This window comes from Glutamicibacter sp. NPDC087344 (genome assembly GCF_044744225.1).
In the GTDB taxonomy this organism is placed as follows: Bacteria; Actinomycetota; Actinomycetes; order Actinomycetales; family Micrococcaceae; genus Glutamicibacter.
The window spans coordinates 80,571-97,199 of record NZ_JBIUXY010000007.1 but is presented as its reverse complement, the minus strand read 5'-3'; the positions used below and the strand labels follow the sequence as shown (position 1 = coordinate 97,199).

The window sequence follows — 16,629 nt, the reverse complement described above, 5'->3', positions numbered from 1 at the left end:
TAGTTAGCCCAGGTAAGGCTTCTGGCGGGCCTTATGGCCTTCATAGACCTGGCGCGCGGCGAGTGTCGACTCAAGTTCCGCGACCTCGGACACCGGCACATCCCACCAAGATTCGCTGGAGGGAGCATCTGCGTACAGGTCCGATTCGATGTGGATCAAGATGGGTCCCGAGCCCTCCGGGGCGGCCTTGGCTTTGGCTACCGCGGCGCTCAACTCGTCGATGGCGTGCTCCCCCGGCGCGATGCGGATGACCTTGACCCCCAGGGATTCGGCGTTGGTGGCCAAATCGATGGGCAGGGTCTCCCCTTCGTCGAACGAGTGCGCGTCCGCGTCCAGCTTGCGGTACTTGGTGCCAAAACGCTGGGAACCCAGCGACTCGGAGAGCGAACCGATGGAGGCGTAGCCGTGGTTCTGGATCAGCACCGTGATCAGCTTGATGCCTTCGGCCACCGCGGTGACCAGTTCGGTGTGCATCATCAGGTAGGAACCGTCGCCCACCATCACCACCACGTCGCGGTTCTGCGCCGCGCCGCGGGCGCTTTCGTCCAGGACCGCGCGTTTCAGGCCCAGGCCGCCGGCGATCTCATAACCCATGCAGGAGAATCCGTACTCCACGTGGTAGCCGAACGGATCAGACACCCGCCACATCTTGTGCAGGTCTCCGGGCAGCGAGCCGGCGGCGCACACCACCACGTCGCGGGGGTCCATGGCCTGGTTCACCGCACCGATGATCGAGTTCTGGCTGACCAGCGGGCTGAAGCGTTCGGCGAACGCGGCGTCCACGGTGGCATCCCAACGCTGCTTTTCGCTGGCGGTCTGCACCTGAAGGGCACCATCCACCCGGTAACCGGTCAGTGCTTCACGCAGTGCCACCAGCGCCTTGCGGGCATCGGCCACGACCGGCAGCACGGTTGCGTGTTTGTAGGCATCCAGCGCAGCCACGTTGATGTTCACAAACTTCACATCCGGGTTTTGGAACGCGGTGCGGCTGGCCGTGGTGAAGTCTTCGTAGCGGGTGCCGATGCCGATGATCAGGTCGGCTTGGGCCGCCAGGGCGTTGGCCGCGGTGGTGCCGGTGGAGCCGATGGCACCGAGCGAGTACTTGGAATCCCAGGGGAGCACACCCACACCTGCCTGGGTGTTGCCCACCGGGATGCCGGTTGCCTCGCAGAAAGCCGCCAGCTCGTCGGTGGCGAAGGCGTACAGCACCCCGCCGCCGGCCACAATCAGCGGGCGCTTGGCCTCGCGGATCAGCTGCGCAGCCTGCGCGATGTCATCGCGTTCTGCCTCCGGGCGGCGGATCTTCCACTCGCGTTCGGCAAAAAATTCTTCCGGGAAGTCAAAGGCCTCGGCCTGCACATCCTGCGGCAGGGAAATGGTGACCGCGCCGGTTTCCGCCGGGTCGGTGAGCACCCGCAGCCCGTGGTGCAGCGCGCTGGCCAGCTGTTCTGGCCGGGTGACCCGGTCGAAGTACTTGGACAGCGGGCGGAATGCATCATTAACCGTGATGTCATAGCCGTGGGGCATCTCCAGTTGCTGCAGCACCGGATCCGCGGCGCGGGTGGCGAAGGTATCCGAGGGCAGCAGCAGCACCGGCAGGCGGTTGGCCGTGGCTAGCGCGGCGCCGGTGAGCAGGTTGGAGGAACCCGGGCCAATGGAGGTGGACACCGCGTAGGTGGCGCGCCGCCGGGTGTGCCGGGCGTAGGCCACCGCCTGGTGCGACTGGGCCTGTTCGTTGCGTCCCTGGTAGTACGGCATGAGGCTTGGGTCTTTGGCCTGCCACTGTTTCAGGGCCTGGCCCACGCCGGCCACGTTGCCGTGCCCGAAGATGCCGAACATTCCCGGGATCAGGCGCTCGCGGTAACGTTCACCGGCAATGGTGTCTACCGTGTACTGGCGACCCAGGAACTCCACAACCGCCTGTGCGACGGTCATTGTGCGGGTAGTCATGGTGCTCGATTTCTCCTTTAGTTTCCGGCAGGTGCGGGCAGCGCGGATGCGGTGGTGTTGTTCAGCAGGGAGGCGGCGGTGGCCACGGCGGCCGCCACGTCGCCATCCTCCGGGTAGAGCAGGGTGCGTCCCACGGTCAGCCCCTGGACTCCGGGCTGCGCCAGGGCATCCCGCCAGGAGGCGAAGACCTCCTCGGGGCTGCCGGCCGGATCCCCGCCGAGCAGCACCGTGGGCAAGGTGGTGGCGGCCATGACCCGCTCCATCTGAGCGACCACCGGGATCTTCAGCCAGGTGTAGGCGCTGGATTCGCCCAGTCCCGCGGCAATGCCCATGGACTTGATCACGGCGTCGGGGCGCAGATCGTTGACGACCTTGCCCTCCACGCGCTTGGAGATGAACGGCTCGACCATGGCGACCAGCTGGTGCCGGGCCAGATCGGAGACCGCGTCGGCGGTGGCCTGCAGGGTCTTGACGGTGTCCTGGTCCTCGTAGCTGATCCGGGTGAGCATCTTTCCGCCATCGGCACCCAGCGCCGCCAAGGCGGCCGCGGTATGCCCGGTGAAGCGGTCGTCGATTTCGTTGACCAGGCCGGTCAGGCCGCCGCGATTCATCGATCCGAAAACCAGCTTGCCTTCCAGCGCGCCGAGCAGCAGCAGGTCATCGAGGATATCCGGGGAGGCGAGCACGCCGTCGCAGGCTGGATTCTGCAGGGCGATCTGCAGGCGGTCCAGCAACTCGCGGCGGTCGGCCATGGCCGTGGCGCGTTTGCCGACCGACAGGGCACCGCGGGCCGGATGGTCGGCGGCGATGATGAAGTTCTGGCGCCCCAGCACCGGACCGGCATGCTTCCGGCGGGCCGCCGCGGCACGCTGCACCGACGCCGGGTCTTCCAAACGCTGGCGGGTGAGGAATTCATAGCGGCGTGGGTCTTCGCGATCCACGCGCAGCTCGGTTGCCTGTTGCATGACTAGACCAGATCTTTCTGGGAGGTGGGGACGGTGCGGCCGCGTTCAGCCAGCAAGGCGTTCACTTCTTCGGGGGTCGGCATCGCATCGGAGCAGGCCACCTGGGAGGCGACGATGGCTCCGGCGGCATTGGCGTAGTCCAATACCTGCTCCAGCGGCCAACCGGAAAGCAATCCGTGGCAGAAGGCTCCGCCGAAGGAATCCCCGGCTCCCAGCCCGTTGGCGGTCTGCACGGGAACGGGGGCAGAGACCACGCGTTCGGTGCGGGTCTTGGCCATCACGCCTTCGGGGCCGAGCTTGACCACGGCGATCTGCACCCCGGCCTCCAGGAGGCGATCGGCCTGCTCGTCGGGGGTTCCCGCGCCCACGGCAACCGTGCACTCGGTGTCGTTGCCAATGGCAACGGTGGCGGAAGCCAGCGCCTGGGTGACCTGCTCGCGGGCCTGCTCTACCGAATCCCAGAACATCGGGCGGTAATCCAAATCAAGGATGGTGAACTGGCCTTCGGCCAGCGAGCTGGCTGGGCGGGCTTCATAGGCCGCCAGCTGGGCGCTGCGCGAGGGTTCACGGCTCAGGCCGGTCACGGTGCTCCAGAAGATCTTGGAATTCTTCACCGCATCGAGGTCGATCTCGCTGGTGTTGATGTTCCAGTCCGGGGCCATCGGGAAGCGGCCGTAGAAGTACAGCGGAAAGTCATCCGGCGGCAGGATGGCGCAGAAGGTGACCGGTGTCTGCAGGCTGGCGTCTCGGGTGACGAGGGTGCGGTCCACGTTGTAGCGGTCCAGCTCGCGTTCCAGGAAGGTTCCGAAATCGTCGTCGCCGACCTTGGTGATCACCGCCGTTTCGCGCCCGTGCCGGGCCGCGGCCACTGCGACGTTGGTGGCAGAGCCGCCGAGGTACTTGCCGAAGGAGTTTACGTCGGCCAGGGATACGCCGATGTCATTCGGGTAGACATCAACGCTGATGCGTCCGAGGGTGAGTACGTCGTAAGTCACGCAGATCGACGTCCTTTCGAGTCAGGAGTTCAGGGATCGGCCAGCTGCCGACAATGTGAACGGTGCCACAGGAAATACTTTGCACCATGAAAGAGCCGCTGTCAAAGGTTTGTACTGACATATTTACAACATGAGTAATGTGCTGGGTGAAAATCCCCGGAAAATCAAGGTTTTCCATCGCCAGTGACACAAAAAATTAAGAAAACTTCGCAATACTATGTCCTGTCTTTATGACTTGGAAGACGAAGATTTGCGAGGCCAAACCGCCTGGGTCCGCGGCGCGCACGCGGGAAACGCTAGGCTCTTAAGGAAACATCCGTGACACCTAAGGAGGAACCGTGTCCGCAGAACGCCGTCGAGCAACCATCTATGACGTTGCCCAGGCCGCCGGCGTCTCAAAATCACTGGTCTCACTGGTGCTGCGCAACTCCCCCAGCGTCTCGGCCCCACGCCGCGCGGCCGTGCTGGCAGCCATCGCGGAACTGGACTACCGCCCCAGCCAGGCGGCCACCGCCCTGGCCGGCGGCACCAGCCAAACCGTCGGGGTGGTCATCGACGACTACACGAACCTCTGGTTCGTTCAATTGCTGCGCGGACTCCAGGAGGGGCTGGCCAGCGCGGGGCTGCGCATCGCCGTTTCCGACCGCACACTCAATGCCCACATCGAGTCCGACCCCTTGGACGGCTTTCTCAGCACCCGGGTCGAAGCGCTGGTGCTGGCCACCGAACCGACACCGGCCATGCGCTTCCCCTCCCACGTCCCGGTGATCATCGCCGGCAACAGGGCCAGCACAGTGCCCGGAGCGGATGTTGCGACCGGCGATGATCGTTTGGGTGCCAGGCGGGCCGTTGAGCACCTGATTTCCCTGGGGCACCGGAATATCGGCCATATCGCCGGCGGCGGCGGATCCTCGCATCTGCGAATCATGGGGTATCGAGATGCCATTGCATCCGCGGGGCTTGCCGAACACCTGGTAGCACTGAGCGAACTGACCACCGAACTCAGCGGATACCACTGCGCCATGGAGCTGCTGCGGCGCTCGCCCGAGACCACCGCCATCCTGGCCGGCAACGATTCCATGGCCATGGGAGCCCTGGCTGCGGCCCGGGAAAACAACCTCCGCGTTCCCGAGGATCTGTCACTCATCGGATACGACAATTCACCGCTGGCCGACACCCAGCTTCTGCGCCTGACCACCGTCGACTCCCGCAACCACGCCCTGGGACTGCACGTAGCGCAGCAGGTCCTCTCCCGGCTGGCGGACCCCGAACGGGCTTCACAGGTAGTGACGCTGGAACCGGCCCTGGTTGAACGCGGAACCTGCGCGGGCGCGCGCAATGCCTGAATAATTCTTTCCCGGTGGCCCCTTGACCGTTCACCGAATCCAGCTTTACACTTTTTTGGAGCGCTCCAAAATATTCGTTGAACCACTTCCTCCAGGAGGATTCCGTGACAAAATCTATCGGCATTGCCGTCATTGGTGCCGGCATGGCCGGGCTGTCGCACATCGCCGGCTACCGCACCGCACCAACTTTGTATAACTCGAATTTGCCGCCGCTGCGCTATGTTGCAGTAGCCGACGTGAACACCGAACTCGCCGCCAAGGTCGCCAAGCGCTACGGCTACGAGAAGGCGCTGGGCTCATGGCAAGAAGTCGCCGCAGACCCGGACATCGACGTGGTTTCGGTTGTCATCGCCAACCGATTCCACCGCGAGGCAGTTCAAGGGCTGCTCGCCGCGGGAAAACATGTTTTGTGCGAGAAGCCGCTGGCCGACACCCTTCAGGAAGCAGAGGCGATGGCTGACGCGGCGCGCAGCGCCTCGTCCATAGCCCGCGTTGGATTCACCTTCCGCCGCACCCCCGGGATCGCGACAATCCGCGACCTGATCAACGATGGCACCCTGGGCAAGGTGCTGCACTTCTCCGGCCGCTATTGGACCGACTACGGCCACAGCACGCAAGCGCCAATGAGCTGGCGCTTCAAGGGCCAACCCGGTTCCGGAGCGCTGGCCGACGTCGGAAGCCACCTTGCCTACGTCGCAGAATTCCTGGCCGGCGGCATCACCTCGGTCAGCGGCGGCCAGCTGAGCACCAGCATCACCGAGCGCTTCCTGCCGGCCGGCGCTGTCACGGGCCATGATCTGGTGGAACTCAGCGACAAGTCCGAGCCGGTGGAGAACGACGACTACGCGGCGTTCAACGTCCAGTTCGCCCAGGCTTCGGGAAGCCTGGAAGTTTCCCGCGTCGCGGCCGGGCATCCGAACACCCTGACTTTTGAAGTGTTCTGCGAAAAGGGCGCGGCACGCTTCAACCAGCTGAATCCCTCGCAAATCGAGGTCATGCTCAGCGACGGCGCAGCGGCCACAAGCGGCTACCGCACGATCAATCTTGGCTCCGAGCACGCCTACATCGGCGGCGGGCTGCCGATGGACGCACCGGGGGTCGGCTTCGGGCAGAACGACGCTTTTGGCTATCAGGCCCGCGCGTTCCTCGACGAAGTGTGCGGCGCCGAGACAAACCTGCCTGCCAACGCGACCTTTGACGAAGGTGTGCACAACATGAAAATCCTGCAGGCTGTGGTGCAGTCCGCAAGCAACGACGGAAAGAAGGTAGCCCTGTGAAACTCGGTGTCTATAACGCAATCCTGCACGACCGCCCGCTGCCCGAAGCACTGAAGGTCATTGCAGACCTGGGGCTGGCCGGGATCGAACTGAACACCGGCGGTTTCCTTCCGGCCCTGCATGTGCCGACCATGGATGAGATCCTCACCAGCGACGCGGCTCGTGATGACTACCTGGCGATCTTCCAGGGAAGCGGTGTTGAAATTGCCGGACTGAACTGCAACGGCAATCCGCTGCACCCCAATCGTGAAATCGGTGAGAAACACGCCGAGGACATCCGCCGCTCGATCCGCCTGGCAAGCCGCCTGGGCCAGAACCGCGTGGTCACCATGTCAGGCCTGCCCGGCGGCGAGCCCGGCGCCACCAAGCCAAGCTGGATCGTCAACGCCTGGAACTCGGCCGCGCTGGATCAGCTGGATTACCAGTTCGATGTGGCCGGCGCCTTCTGGAAGGAAACGGACAAACTAGCCGTGGAGCATGGGGTGAAGGTTGCCCTGGAGCTGCACCCGCAGAATGTTGCCTTCAACCCGGCCAGTTTCCGTGAACTCATTGAGCGTGCCGGAACCAGCAACATCGGTGTTGAGCTGGATGCCTCGCACCTGTTCTGGCAGCAGATGGACCCGGTGGCAGTGGTTCGCGACCTGGGTTCGCACGTGGTTCACGCCGCGGCCAAGGACGTTCGCATCAACCCGAACGCGGCGATCCAGGGAGTGCTGGATAACAGCTTCCGCAAGCTGCGCGAAGATGAAGAGCGCACCAACCTCGGCGGGGACGAATGGGCCAACGAATGGCCCAAGAACTCCGCCTGGGACTTTGTTGCGCTCGGCAAGGGACATGACACCGATTTCTGGGCCGAATTCTTGCGTGCCCTGCATGAGGTGGACCCGGAAATGATGGTGAACATCGAACATGAGGACACCGAGCTGGGCCGCGTCGAGGGGCTGGAAGTGGCCGCCAAGGTGCTGCTTGACGCGCAAGCGCTCCAGCAGGGTTCCCTGGCCTCCCGCCCCTGAGTGCGGCACAACCAGGCTTGAGCCTCCGATCCACCACTGACCAACACGCACGGTGTGTGCCCCCTCCGGCAAGGATGGGGCACACACCGTGCGTGTTGTGTTTGAGGCTGTGTTTGCGCGCAGCGCAGAAGCCTTATTCGCCCAGGGCTACGCTGCGGCCAAGCCGGTCGCTGTTCCGGGCAGCATCAAGAATGTCGATGGTATGCAGCGCCTCGTCCAGCCGCACCGGGAGCTGTCCGCGGCCCTGCAGCGCCGCGAATAGCTGGCGGTAGTATTCCGTGTAGTTCCCGGGAACCGGTTGCACCGTGCGCTCACCGGTGCCGGTGCGCAAAACCCCATGGTCTTCACGCTCAACCTCGCCCCAGGTCCCCGGGGTCGCTGAGGGGCGCTGCCCGGCGAGCATCTGCTCGATCTGCCGATCCGACATGGCCGAGGAGTAGGAACCGCCGCTGGCGTACAGATCCATCAGCCGCGCCTCGCGGCCGCACAGCTTGCTGGCGGAGACCTGCGAATAGGTGCCATTTTCATGATGCAGCCCCAAGCTGAAACCTACATCGACGCTGATCCCATCGCGGGTCAACCAATCCAAAGCCGCATCCACCCGCGCCACCGGGCCCAGCAGCTGAACCGCCTGGTCCACCAGGTGTGTTCCCAGATCCCGCAGCAGTCCGCCTGTCGGATCAAAATCCAGGGTGCCGGGGTCGGCTTGATCCATCACCAGGTGGGCACGGAAAATCTGGCCCAGCTCGCCGGAGTCCGCCACCTGCTTGAGCGTCAGGAAGTCGGTATCCCAGCGCCGGTTTTGATACACGGTGAGCACCTTGCCCGCGGTCTGGGCCGCCGCGGCGAGCTCCCGAGCGGTGGCCGCGTCTGCGGCCAGGGGTTTATCCGCCACCACGTGCACACCGCGCTGAAGCGCACGCAGCACCAGCTCACGCCGGGTCTGCGGCGGGGTGGAAATCACCACCACCTGGGCGCCTGCGTCGATGAGTTCATCCAGGGAATCAAAAACCGGCAGCTGGGGGTATTCGGCGCCTAATTGTTCACGTCGTGGCGCTGACCGGGTGACAATCCCGGCGATTTCCCAACAGTCTGCGGCCTGAATGTACGGAAGATGAAAGTGGCTTCCACCAAATCCGTAGCCGACCAATCCAATACGCATGCACCCTCCTGAGGCTGCTCTGTGAGTTGTTTTCCTTCACCGGCCAAAAGCCGCTGAGAGTTTAAGGTGCAAGGCCGCGCAGCACGCCGCACTCAGGACAACCGCCAGCCCGAACCAGCTGACCGCCTGGGCTTCGCCAAGGAACTGGCCAACCCAGCCCAAACCCAAGGCGCCGGCGGCAGTGAGCGCATAACCGAGCACCCAGAAGGCTGAACTGGCGCTGCCGCGCTGGCCCAGTTCGATGTCCTGCAGAACGATCCCCAGGCCCACCGGGAATAGCGCGCCGTGGCTCAAACCGGCGGCGGTTAACCCCGCAAGATAGATCACCACGGCGGCGTTTCCCGGCAGCAGCGGTGCCACGCAGATCAGCGCGGCGCCGGTAGCCAGCCCCGCATATCCGAGCAGGGCATGGCGGCGAATCAAGGATCCGCCAAGCTTCTGGCCAATGGCGGTCGCGGCAAAAATCAGCGAGCCGATCAGCCCCAAGATCCGCAGGTCGCTAATGCCAAATGAACGCACCACCAGGATGGAGGTCATCGCGGTGCACCCTCCCATCACCGCAAAACCCAGTGTCATCAGTCCCCCAATGGCAAAGTTCCGCAGGCTGCGGCGGGGAACCAGCGGAAGGCTGGGATACAGGCGCAACCGGCGGACGGGCACGGACTCGGGCCCGAATCCCAACAGGAGCAAACACATCCCGGAAACGACCGCGTGAGTGGTGAAAGCGATCATTGGAAGGCTGGGGACGGCATAGGTCAACCAGGCCGCCAGCACCGGGCCGCTGCCCAACCCAATCATGTTGGCAATACTTGAAATCCCCGCCCCGCGGCTTGGGCTCCCCACCAGATCGGTGAGGTAGGCGGTGGCCGTTCCGGTGACCAAACCCGCACAGATTCCGGAGAGCACCCGAGCGGTAAACAGCATCGGTGCGTCATCCGCGAGTGAATACAACACCCCGCTGGACAGCGAGGCCCCCAAGCCGAGCATCATCACCGGTTTGCGCCCCAGCGCATCGGACAGCGAGCCAAAAGCACACAAAACCAGCAGCACCGTCACCGCATAGATGGCGAACAGCTGCGTTGATGCGGCGGTAGAAAGCCCGAATTGATCTTGCAGCGTGGGGTACAGCGCCGTGGGCATGGTGGTGCCGCACATCGCGACCGCGTAGGTGACCAATACCGCCCACAGCGCCCAGCGTTTGGGCGCGTCGGGGCGCACGGAGAGTTCCACGGAAGTCTGCGCGGGGATGCGACGGGTCATCAGGACACCTCATCACTGGTTTATAGCTAACAAACCGAGCCTAGATAAGTCCTAATGTCCTGTCAATGTTAATTTAAGCTGATGACTGGCGGGCCAGGTCCGCTGCCCCGATCAATCCAGCCGAAGGCCCCAGCTGGGCACGGCAGATTTGGGCGAAGGGCCGGTATCCGCGTCCGGACAGTGTGCGCCGGTAGTGAGATTCGGCGACGGTAAGCAACTCGGTCGGCGCTGATCCCAAGCCGCCGCCGATCACCACCATGCCAGGATCCAGCACGGAGACCAGATTTGAAATACCCAACCCCAGCCACTGGCCCATTTCTTCGATCAGGTCCCGGCACGCCGAATCCCCCTGCGCCGCAAGGTCGGTGACCAGCGAGCCGGTCACCGCGGAAGGATCATCACCGCAGGCCGCACGCAGGTTGTGGGCAACCGGGGATTTTGAGCGCACCAGTTCCGCGCCATCGCGGCCCAGCGCGTTGCCCGACGCATATTGTTCCCAGCATCCGCGGTTGCCGCAGGCGCAGCGATGCCCTCCGGGAACAATGCTCTGGTGGCCGAACTCCCCGGCGATCCCTGAATTTCCCCGGTACACCTCACCGCCGAGGATAATCGACCCGCCAATACCGGTTCCCAGAGTCAGGCACACCACATCATTGACTGAGCGGGCCGCGCCGAAACGGTATTCGGCCCACCCTGCGGCATCCGCGTCATTCACCAGTGTGACCGTCCGCCCCAGCTGGCTTTCCAGTCGGTCGCGCACCGGTTCATCACGCCAGGACAGGTGCGGACTGAAGAGCACACGGCTTGAATCGCGGTTCATCCAGCCGGCCGCCCCGACGCCCACCGGGCAATGCAGCTGGCCGCCGCTGAGCTCCTGGACCAGTTCCACGATGGCGCGTTCAGTGGCAGGAACGTCTTGGCTGGGGGTGGGGTGATAAATCTGTTTGGTGATGGCTCCATCAGCGTCAACCAACGCCGCAAGGATTTTGGTTCCGCCAATATCGACACCAATGGAAGGCTGGGAGGATTGCATAGTCACACAGCATAAACCCGCCGGCGCCTATCCCTGAAAGTCGTCGCGGTTTTTGACGGCCTTTGCGCCCGGTGGCGCACGCGTTAGGCCACCGGTTTGCCGGTTATCGAATCGTTTGGCTCACGGATGCCGGAGGCCTCAATCAGCACCACCAGCATCACCATGACCGCTGCCGCACCCAACACCGCAACGACCGCGATCTGCACATCCGCGATATCCGTTGGGGTCAACAGCGGCAACAGGGGCGCTGCGGCAATCAGCAGTGCCCCGGTGGGGAACACCCATTTATACGCCCCGCGCAGGCAATGCCGCAGGATCAAGGCCCAGGCCGCCAACAAAAAGATCGTGACCGGAACACTTAGGGTGGCAACGGCCACGGCTGAGCTCAACCCCGAGTTCCCGGCCTCATGGTCAAGCAGTACTTTCACTCCCGCGGAGAATGCACCGGCCGCGGCGAACACCAGGTAGTGCCCGTAGCCAAAAATCATTGGCCTGCGCCGCCGGCGCAACCACGCGCTCGCGTCGGCCGAAAAGTAAACCCACCAAAGCCCCGCAACGAGAATAAAGGCGCCTGCTCCCAAGAGCGCGAACTGCACTAGCTGGCTGGCATCTCCCACCGCGTTGGCCGCGGCCGCGGTTGAAGCCAAAACCGATTCGCCCAACACAATCAGCGTGAACGAACCGTAGCGATCAGCGATGTGCTCGGGGTGCCAGGGGGTCTGCCCTGCTCGTTCGGCAATCAACGGAACCAACAGCTCAAAGATCACCAGCAGCAAGAATGCTGGTCTGGCCCATTCGAGAGGAACTAGCGGGTAGCAAATCCAGAGGACCTGAACGAGGCAAATCCCCACAGCGTAACGCAGGGCTGTTTTGCGTAGCGCCGGATGGCTTCGAGATGCACGAATCCACTGCGCCACAAGCGCCAGCCGCATCACGACGTAACCGACAATGATCAGCTGGTAGTCCCCTTCGGTCATGGCCGGAGTGGTTCCCACCGCGAGGATCACCACTCCGGCCATCTGCGCGAGCGCCAGCAACCGGTATAACCAGTCATCGGCATCAAAAGCACTGGCAAACCAGGTGAAGTTCATCCAGGCCCACCAGACGGCAAAAAACACCATGAGATAAGCCAACAAGCCATCAAAGATATGCGCGTGGATCTCCGCATCAACCAGCTGAGCCGAGGCTAGAGAAATAGACACCGCAAAAATCAGGTCAAAAAACAGCTCTAGAGGGCTAGAGGATCTGAAGATTTCGGCGGGATCCCTAGGACGCATGTGTTGAACCCGCAACCGATGCGGGAAACGTGACTGGTTTTGGGACATGGGCAGCCCTCGATACGGTTAGTGACAAAAATGATTTCCGCTCAAGCCTATGAGTGCCGGAACGAATAATCTATTCCCGCGTCGGCGAGTTATACCTCGCCTAGCAGCACGTCCTGGGCGACTTCCTGCGGAGTTTCATGCGCCGCACCAATATGGCTGAGTTTATGCCCGGCAAGGATGAGCACCAGAATCGATACCACCACGGCGCCGGCGCCAAGCCAGTACGGAGCAGCCGCACCTGCGGCAGCCGCCAGGGGGCCGGCGACTGCAGGAGCCACCGCGCCGCCCAGGAAACGCACACCAGAGTAGGTGCTGCTGGCGACATTACGCGGCAGATCGGTTGCTTCCATCACCGCTTCGGTCAGCGCGGTATTCATGACGCCGAGCACCAGACCAGCCACGATCACCAAGATGATGAGCATCTTGAGTTGCTCGTGGAAGACCGCCATCGATCCCAGGAGGATTGCCAGCAGGCTCAACATGGTGAACAACACCGGACGCAGGCCGAACTTTCGGGTCGCTGGCGGAGCGACGAACACTGAGGTGATAGCCAAGGCCAAACCCCAACCGAAAAAGACCAGTCCAAGCTCGGTGGCTCCAAAACTAAGCCCAGCTGCCTGCGCCGCGGCTTCGAGCGGGAACGGCGTGTAGGCCAAGAGGACAAAAAATCCGAAGTTGTAAAACACCGCGGTAATCGACAGGGCAAGCAACGCGGGGTTGCGTAGCGCCTTGAAACTAGCGGTGATAGAAATCTTGGCTGGGGCCGGTGAAGACGCCGGAAGTTTGAGGAATGCAAGGATGGCGATCAGCGCGATGGCCATGAGCACCGCGGTGCCAAAAAATGGACCGCGCCACGACAGGTTGCCCAAAACACCGCCAACCAGTGGCCCAACGGCCATTCCAACACCCAGGGCGGCTTCGTACAACACGATTGCCTGGCGGCTGCCGCCGCTGGCTGCGCCCACAATGGCGGCCAATGCGGTGGAAATGAACATGGCGTTACCCAGTCCCCACCCGGCGCGGAAACCAAGGATTTCATTAACACTGGAGCTGGCTCCGGCGAGCGCGGCGAACACGACGATGAGCACCAAGCCGATGATCAGGGTCTTTTTAACACCGAGGTGACCAGAGACCCAGCTGGTGAAGAACATTGCGATACCGGTGATAAATAGGTAACTGGTGAATAGCAGCATGGTCTGGGATTGGCTTGCTTCCAAGGCCTTGCTGATGGCTGGAAGGATGGGGTCCACCAGTCCGATACCCATAAATGAGACCATGCAGGCAAAGGCGATAGCCCAGACCGAACCTGGTTGCTTAAGCAGCGAGGGCTGCGTGGTTCCGGTTTGTTTCATTAGATCCTCCTCGTTTTTCTTGGCGGTGCGATGATTCGCTGATGACGTGTTGCGCTGCACCTGCGGGATCAAAACTCAGATCGCTCAGTACGGCTCCCAGCGCAGCACGGGTCAATACATAGGAAAACTATACATTTCTATACATAGGCTGGCTATACAAATATCTGAAGGCTCACACTTTCACTCCACAGCTCACCTCGGCGCCCGAGTGTAGACCAGTGCACTATAAGTGCACTATTATGCATTTGTGGATGAGAATACTCAGGCGCTCGCACATTCCATCGGCATGCGAGTTAAACAAGAGCGGCTAGCACTCGGGTGGACGCTGGATCAGCTTGCCACGCGCGCTGAAATCAGTCGCCGCATGCTGGTGAACGTTGAGCAGGGCAGCGCAAACCCCAGCGTCGGCACCCTGCTGCGGCTCAGTGACGCCCTGGGTGTCGGGCTGCCGACGCTGGTTGAAACACCGAGCTCCAAACCGGTTAAGCTCACCCGCAAGGGCAAGGGGGCCGAACTGTGGACCGGCGAGTTCGGAGGACGCGGTGTGCTGCTCGGGGCCACTCGCTCGCCCAACGTTATTGAGCTCTGGGACTGGAGGCTCCAGCCAGGCGAACACCATCATAGCGACGCCCACAGCGACGGCACCGAAGAATTGCTCCAAGTTTTGGAAGGTGAGCTCACCGTTGTTGTGGGAACCGAAACCTACGTGCTCTCAGAATCCGACGCACTGTGTTTTCCCGGCGACGAGCCCCACGGATATGAAAACAACTCCTCCACGGAACTGCGTTTCACATTGACAGTTTTCGAACCGGGTGCCGGCACCTCCCACCTTCGGCACGGATCCGAGACCCCCACCAGCTAACACCTCCAACGCCATGGCTTTGGAACCCTCGCAAGGAGAGAACAATGATGGCCCGCCTTTCTGGCTCCAGCCTTCCGCCGTGGACGCTGGCAGTCGCCGCCATGCTGTGCATCCAGCTTGCCAATGCGCTGTCCGTCGGCGTACTGCAAGAAGTTGGCCCGGCAGGCACCGCGTGGCTGCGACTGTGCTTCGGAGTGGTGTTTTTGTGGATCATCGCCCGCCCCTCGATCCGCTCCCTTCGGCGCAAAGACGTGCCGATGCTGCTCGGACTGGGAGTCGTCACCGGGTTCATGACCGTGTTCTTCTTGGGTGCCGTCGAACGTATCCCGCTGAGTACCGCCGTGGCCATAGAATTTCTTGGCCCGCTGATCCTTGCCGGAATCATGAGTGCCCGCCGGTCGGCATTAATTTGGCCTGCGATAGCTTTGGTTGGCATTGTTTTGCTCACCGAGCCGTGGACCGGCTCCATCGACCCGGTTGGCGTGGGTCTGGCGCTAGCCGCCGGAGCCTGCTGGGCCCTGTATAACCTGCTCACCCAACGAGTGGGTGATCGCTTTGCCGGTGTCAGCGGACTATCACTGACCATTCCGATTGCAGCGCTGGCCACCATGCCCGTTGGGCTTCCGCAAGTCATCCACGGCAATCTGCACTGGTGGGTGCTGCCCACCGCCGCCGGCATCGCCTTGATCACCCCGGTCATCGCCTTCGGGCTGGAAATGCTGGCGCTAAAACGCATGAACCACACGGCCTTCGGCACGCTGTTATCCATCGAACCGGCATTTGGTGTGCTTATCGGGCTTTTGATCCTCAGCCAGATGCCATCCTTGTTCCAAGTTGTTGGCATCGTTGTAGTGGTAGCCGCGGGTGCGGCCGCGCAATGGAACGGCGGTCGCCAAAGCAGCGGCGAGCTCACCGAGATCCCAGCATCCCAGAGTTCACCACCGTAGCGGGCCGCTGGCCTCCTGCCGAGGGCCAGCCATCACCCCTACTCGGCGCACCCCATTCAATGGCTCGCGCGCAATCGCTTGGATACCTGTGTCGCCGCGGTAATCAGGAGCTTGCCGGTGCTCTCTATGCGGCCAGATAGCCGTGCGCTCGGCCCACAGTGATTGATGCTCGTCCCCACGCAACACTATGAACGACCGGCTACCCTCTTGCACCGAGAGTACAGGGACCTCACCCACCAGTTGCGCATTCCTACTGGCAAGGTCCGAAAACCGCCAGACACACCTGCCCCGTGTCGGCTGTACTTAATCCATGACCAACACATTGACCACTGATTATTCAACTTTCCGGGCACTTCACCAGCTGGGGAATCCACTCTTGCTGAGCAACGTCTGGGATGTGGCCACAGCCCGACTGGCCGCTAAGGCAGGCGCCCAAGCCGTCGCTACCACCAGCGCAGGTATTGCCTGGTCTCTGGGATTGCCTGACGGCAATCACCTTGACCAAGAAACCGCGCTCGAAGCCATTGGCCGTATTACTCGCGCAGTGGAACTACCCGTCACGGCAGACATTGAAAACGGGTACGCAAGCTGTGAGGCCGAGGTAGAGGCAACGGTGCGTGCGGTGGCCGAGCTAGGAGTTGCGGGCGTCAACATTGAAGATGGCACTCTAGCGCCGCAGGAATTTGAAGAGCGTATATCAGCCGCCCGCCGGGTCTCGGGCAAGCGCGGCGAAGGATTGTTTATCAATGCCCGCACCGATGTTTTCCTTTACGCAGGAGCTAGCCCCGAAGAGTTGTTGGCCGAAACAGTCCACCGCGCACAGAGGTACCTCGACGCCGGAGCCGACGGGATTTTTGTTCCCGGTCTCACCGATCCACTAATGATCAAAAAACTTGTTCAGCTAATCCCGGCACCGGTGAACATCATGGTTGGCCCCGGCTCACCAAGCGTCACCGAACTAGCTACACTCAAGGTAGCGAGAATCAGCCTCGGTTCGGCTCCCGCCCAAGCCGCCTATGCCACGGCGTACCGCGCAACCCAAGAGCTGCTCTCTACCGGCACCTACCGCAGTGTGGAGCAGCTTGTGGATTACGGTGAGCTCAATGAACTGATACTCTCCCCCACCGCACGCTAGGTGATTG

Annotated in this window: 14 protein-coding genes; 6 read left to right on the top strand and 8 right to left on the bottom strand. The window is 62.6% G+C overall.

The features are described 5' to 3' along the window. Nucleotides 1–3: 3 nt before the first annotated feature. The 3 genes from iolD to iolC are packed head-to-tail and all read right to left on the bottom strand — an operon-like array spanning nt 4 to nt 3,910. The gene (gene iolD / locus ACIOWL_RS13710) at nt 4–1,935 is read right to left on the bottom strand and encodes a 3D-(3,5/4)-trihydroxycyclohexane-1,2-dione acylhydrolase (decyclizing) (protein ID WP_400386517.1); all 1,932 of its coding nucleotides are present in this window, start codon (nt 1,933–1,935) and stop codon (nt 4–6) included. A gap of 32 nt (nt 1,936–1,967) precedes the next feature. Continuing rightward, nucleotides 1,968–2,915, bottom strand: coding sequence for a deoxyribose-phosphate aldolase (locus ACIOWL_RS13705; protein WP_400386058.1), 948 nt, complete (start codon nt 2,913–2,915; stop codon nt 1,968–1,970). A 2-nt stretch (nt 2,916–2,917) separates the two neighbouring features. After that, nucleotides 2,918–3,910: a 5-dehydro-2-deoxygluconokinase gene (gene iolC, locus ACIOWL_RS13700; protein WP_400386055.1), complete on the bottom strand. Its 993-nt coding sequence runs from the start codon at nt 3,908–3,910 to the stop codon at nt 2,918–2,920. Between the two features lie 338 nt (nt 3,911–4,248). Here iolC and ACIOWL_RS13695 point away from each other — a divergent pair, with 338 nt between their 5' ends. From ACIOWL_RS13695 to ACIOWL_RS13685, 3 genes are all read left to right on the top strand, one after another. Next, nucleotides 4,249–5,256 carry a LacI family DNA-binding transcriptional regulator gene (locus ACIOWL_RS13695; protein ID WP_400386052.1) on the top strand — a complete coding sequence of 336 codons (1,008 nt, stop codon included), beginning with the start codon at nt 4,249–4,251 and terminating at the stop codon, nt 5,254–5,256. Nucleotides 5,257–5,360: 104 nt separating this feature from the next. Further along, on the top strand, nt 5,361–6,533 hold the full coding sequence (locus ACIOWL_RS13690; RefSeq protein WP_400386049.1) for a Gfo/Idh/MocA family protein: 1,173 nt from the start codon (nt 5,361–5,363) through the stop codon (nt 6,531–6,533). Next, nucleotides 6,530–7,546 carry a sugar phosphate isomerase/epimerase family protein gene (locus tag ACIOWL_RS13685; protein ID WP_400386046.1) on the top strand — a complete coding sequence of 339 codons (1,017 nt, stop codon included), beginning with the start codon at nt 6,530–6,532 and terminating at the stop codon, nt 7,544–7,546. The genes ACIOWL_RS13690 and ACIOWL_RS13685 overlap by 4 nt, the downstream gene beginning before the upstream one ends. Before the next feature lie 133 nt (nt 7,547–7,679). Here the strand turns inward: ACIOWL_RS13685 and ACIOWL_RS13680 are convergent, their stop codons facing one another. From ACIOWL_RS13680 to ACIOWL_RS13660, 5 genes are all read right to left on the bottom strand, one after another. Beyond that, a complete protein-coding gene (locus tag ACIOWL_RS13680) occupies nt 7,680–8,708 on the bottom strand; it encodes a Gfo/Idh/MocA family protein (RefSeq protein WP_400386043.1) in 1,029 nt (342 codons plus the stop codon). Between the two features lie 36 nt (nt 8,709–8,744). Next, nucleotides 8,745–9,968 carry an MFS transporter gene (locus tag ACIOWL_RS13675; RefSeq protein WP_400386040.1) on the bottom strand — a complete coding sequence of 408 codons (1,224 nt, stop codon included), beginning with the start codon at nt 9,966–9,968 and terminating at the stop codon, nt 8,745–8,747. 73 nt (nt 9,969–10,041) lie between these two features. Next, a complete protein-coding gene (locus ACIOWL_RS13670; RefSeq protein WP_400386037.1) occupies nt 10,042–11,001 on the bottom strand; it encodes an ROK family protein in 960 nt (319 codons plus the stop codon). Nucleotides 11,002–11,084: 83 nt separating this feature from the next. After that, complete coding sequence (locus tag ACIOWL_RS13665) at nt 11,085–12,278, bottom strand: low temperature requirement protein A (protein ID WP_400386514.1); 1,194 nt, start codon at nt 12,276–12,278, stop codon at nt 11,085–11,087. Between the two features lie 137 nt (nt 12,279–12,415). Next, nucleotides 12,416–13,678, bottom strand: a complete 1,263-nt coding sequence (locus ACIOWL_RS13660; RefSeq protein ID WP_400386034.1) for an MFS transporter — start codon at nt 13,676–13,678, stop codon at nt 12,416–12,418. A 247-nt stretch (nt 13,679–13,925) separates the two neighbouring features. On the opposite strand from ACIOWL_RS13660, the gene ACIOWL_RS13655 reads away from it, so the two are divergent. The 3 genes from ACIOWL_RS13655 to ACIOWL_RS13645 all read left to right on the top strand — a co-directional run bounded on the left by ACIOWL_RS13655 (nt 13,926) and on the right by ACIOWL_RS13645 (nt 16,622). Then, nucleotides 13,926–14,540, top strand: coding sequence for a helix-turn-helix domain-containing protein (locus tag ACIOWL_RS13655; protein WP_400386031.1), 615 nt, complete (start codon nt 13,926–13,928; stop codon nt 14,538–14,540). Nucleotides 14,541–14,587: 47 nt separating this feature from the next. Beyond that, nucleotides 14,588–15,487 carry an EamA family transporter gene (locus ACIOWL_RS13650; protein WP_400386028.1) on the top strand — a complete coding sequence of 300 codons (900 nt, stop codon included), beginning with the start codon at nt 14,588–14,590 and terminating at the stop codon, nt 15,485–15,487. A gap of 310 nt (nt 15,488–15,797) precedes the next feature. Beyond that, nucleotides 15,798–16,622 carry an isocitrate lyase/phosphoenolpyruvate mutase family protein gene (locus ACIOWL_RS13645; protein WP_400386026.1) on the top strand — a complete coding sequence of 275 codons (825 nt, stop codon included), beginning with the start codon at nt 15,798–15,800 and terminating at the stop codon, nt 16,620–16,622. The last annotated feature ends 7 nt before the right edge of the window (nt 16,623–16,629 follow it).

Excerpts from the sequence above, each read along its gene's own strand:
- iolD (WP_400386517.1), bottom strand. The coding sequence starts at position 1,935 with ATGACCGTCGCACAGGCGGTTGTGGAGTTCCTGGGTCGCCAGTACACG.
- ACIOWL_RS13705 (WP_400386058.1), bottom strand. The coding sequence starts at position 2,915 with ATGCAACAGGCAACCGAGCTGCGCGTGGATCGCGAAGACCCACGCCGC.
- ACIOWL_RS13680 (WP_400386043.1), bottom strand. The coding sequence starts at position 8,708 with ATGCGTATTGGATTGGTCGGCTACGGATTTGGTGGAAGCCACTTTCAT.
- ACIOWL_RS13675 (WP_400386040.1), bottom strand. The coding sequence starts at position 9,968 with ATGACCCGTCGCATCCCCGCGCAGACTTCCGTGGAACTCTCCGTGCGC.
- ACIOWL_RS13670 (WP_400386037.1), bottom strand. The coding sequence starts at position 11,001 with ATGCAATCCTCCCAGCCTTCCATTGGTGTCGATATTGGCGGAACCAAA.
- ACIOWL_RS13665 (WP_400386514.1), bottom strand. The coding sequence starts at position 12,278 with ATGCGTCCTAGGGATCCCGCCGAAATCTTCAGATCCTCTAGCCCTCTA.
- ACIOWL_RS13660 (WP_400386034.1), bottom strand. The coding sequence starts at position 13,678 with ATGAAACAAACCGGAACCACGCAGCCCTCGCTGCTTAAGCAACCAGGT.
- ACIOWL_RS13650 (WP_400386028.1), top strand. The coding sequence starts at position 14,588 with ATGGCCCGCCTTTCTGGCTCCAGCCTTCCGCCGTGGACGCTGGCAGTC.
- ACIOWL_RS13645 (WP_400386026.1), top strand. The coding sequence starts at position 15,798 with ATGACCAACACATTGACCACTGATTATTCAACTTTCCGGGCACTTCAC.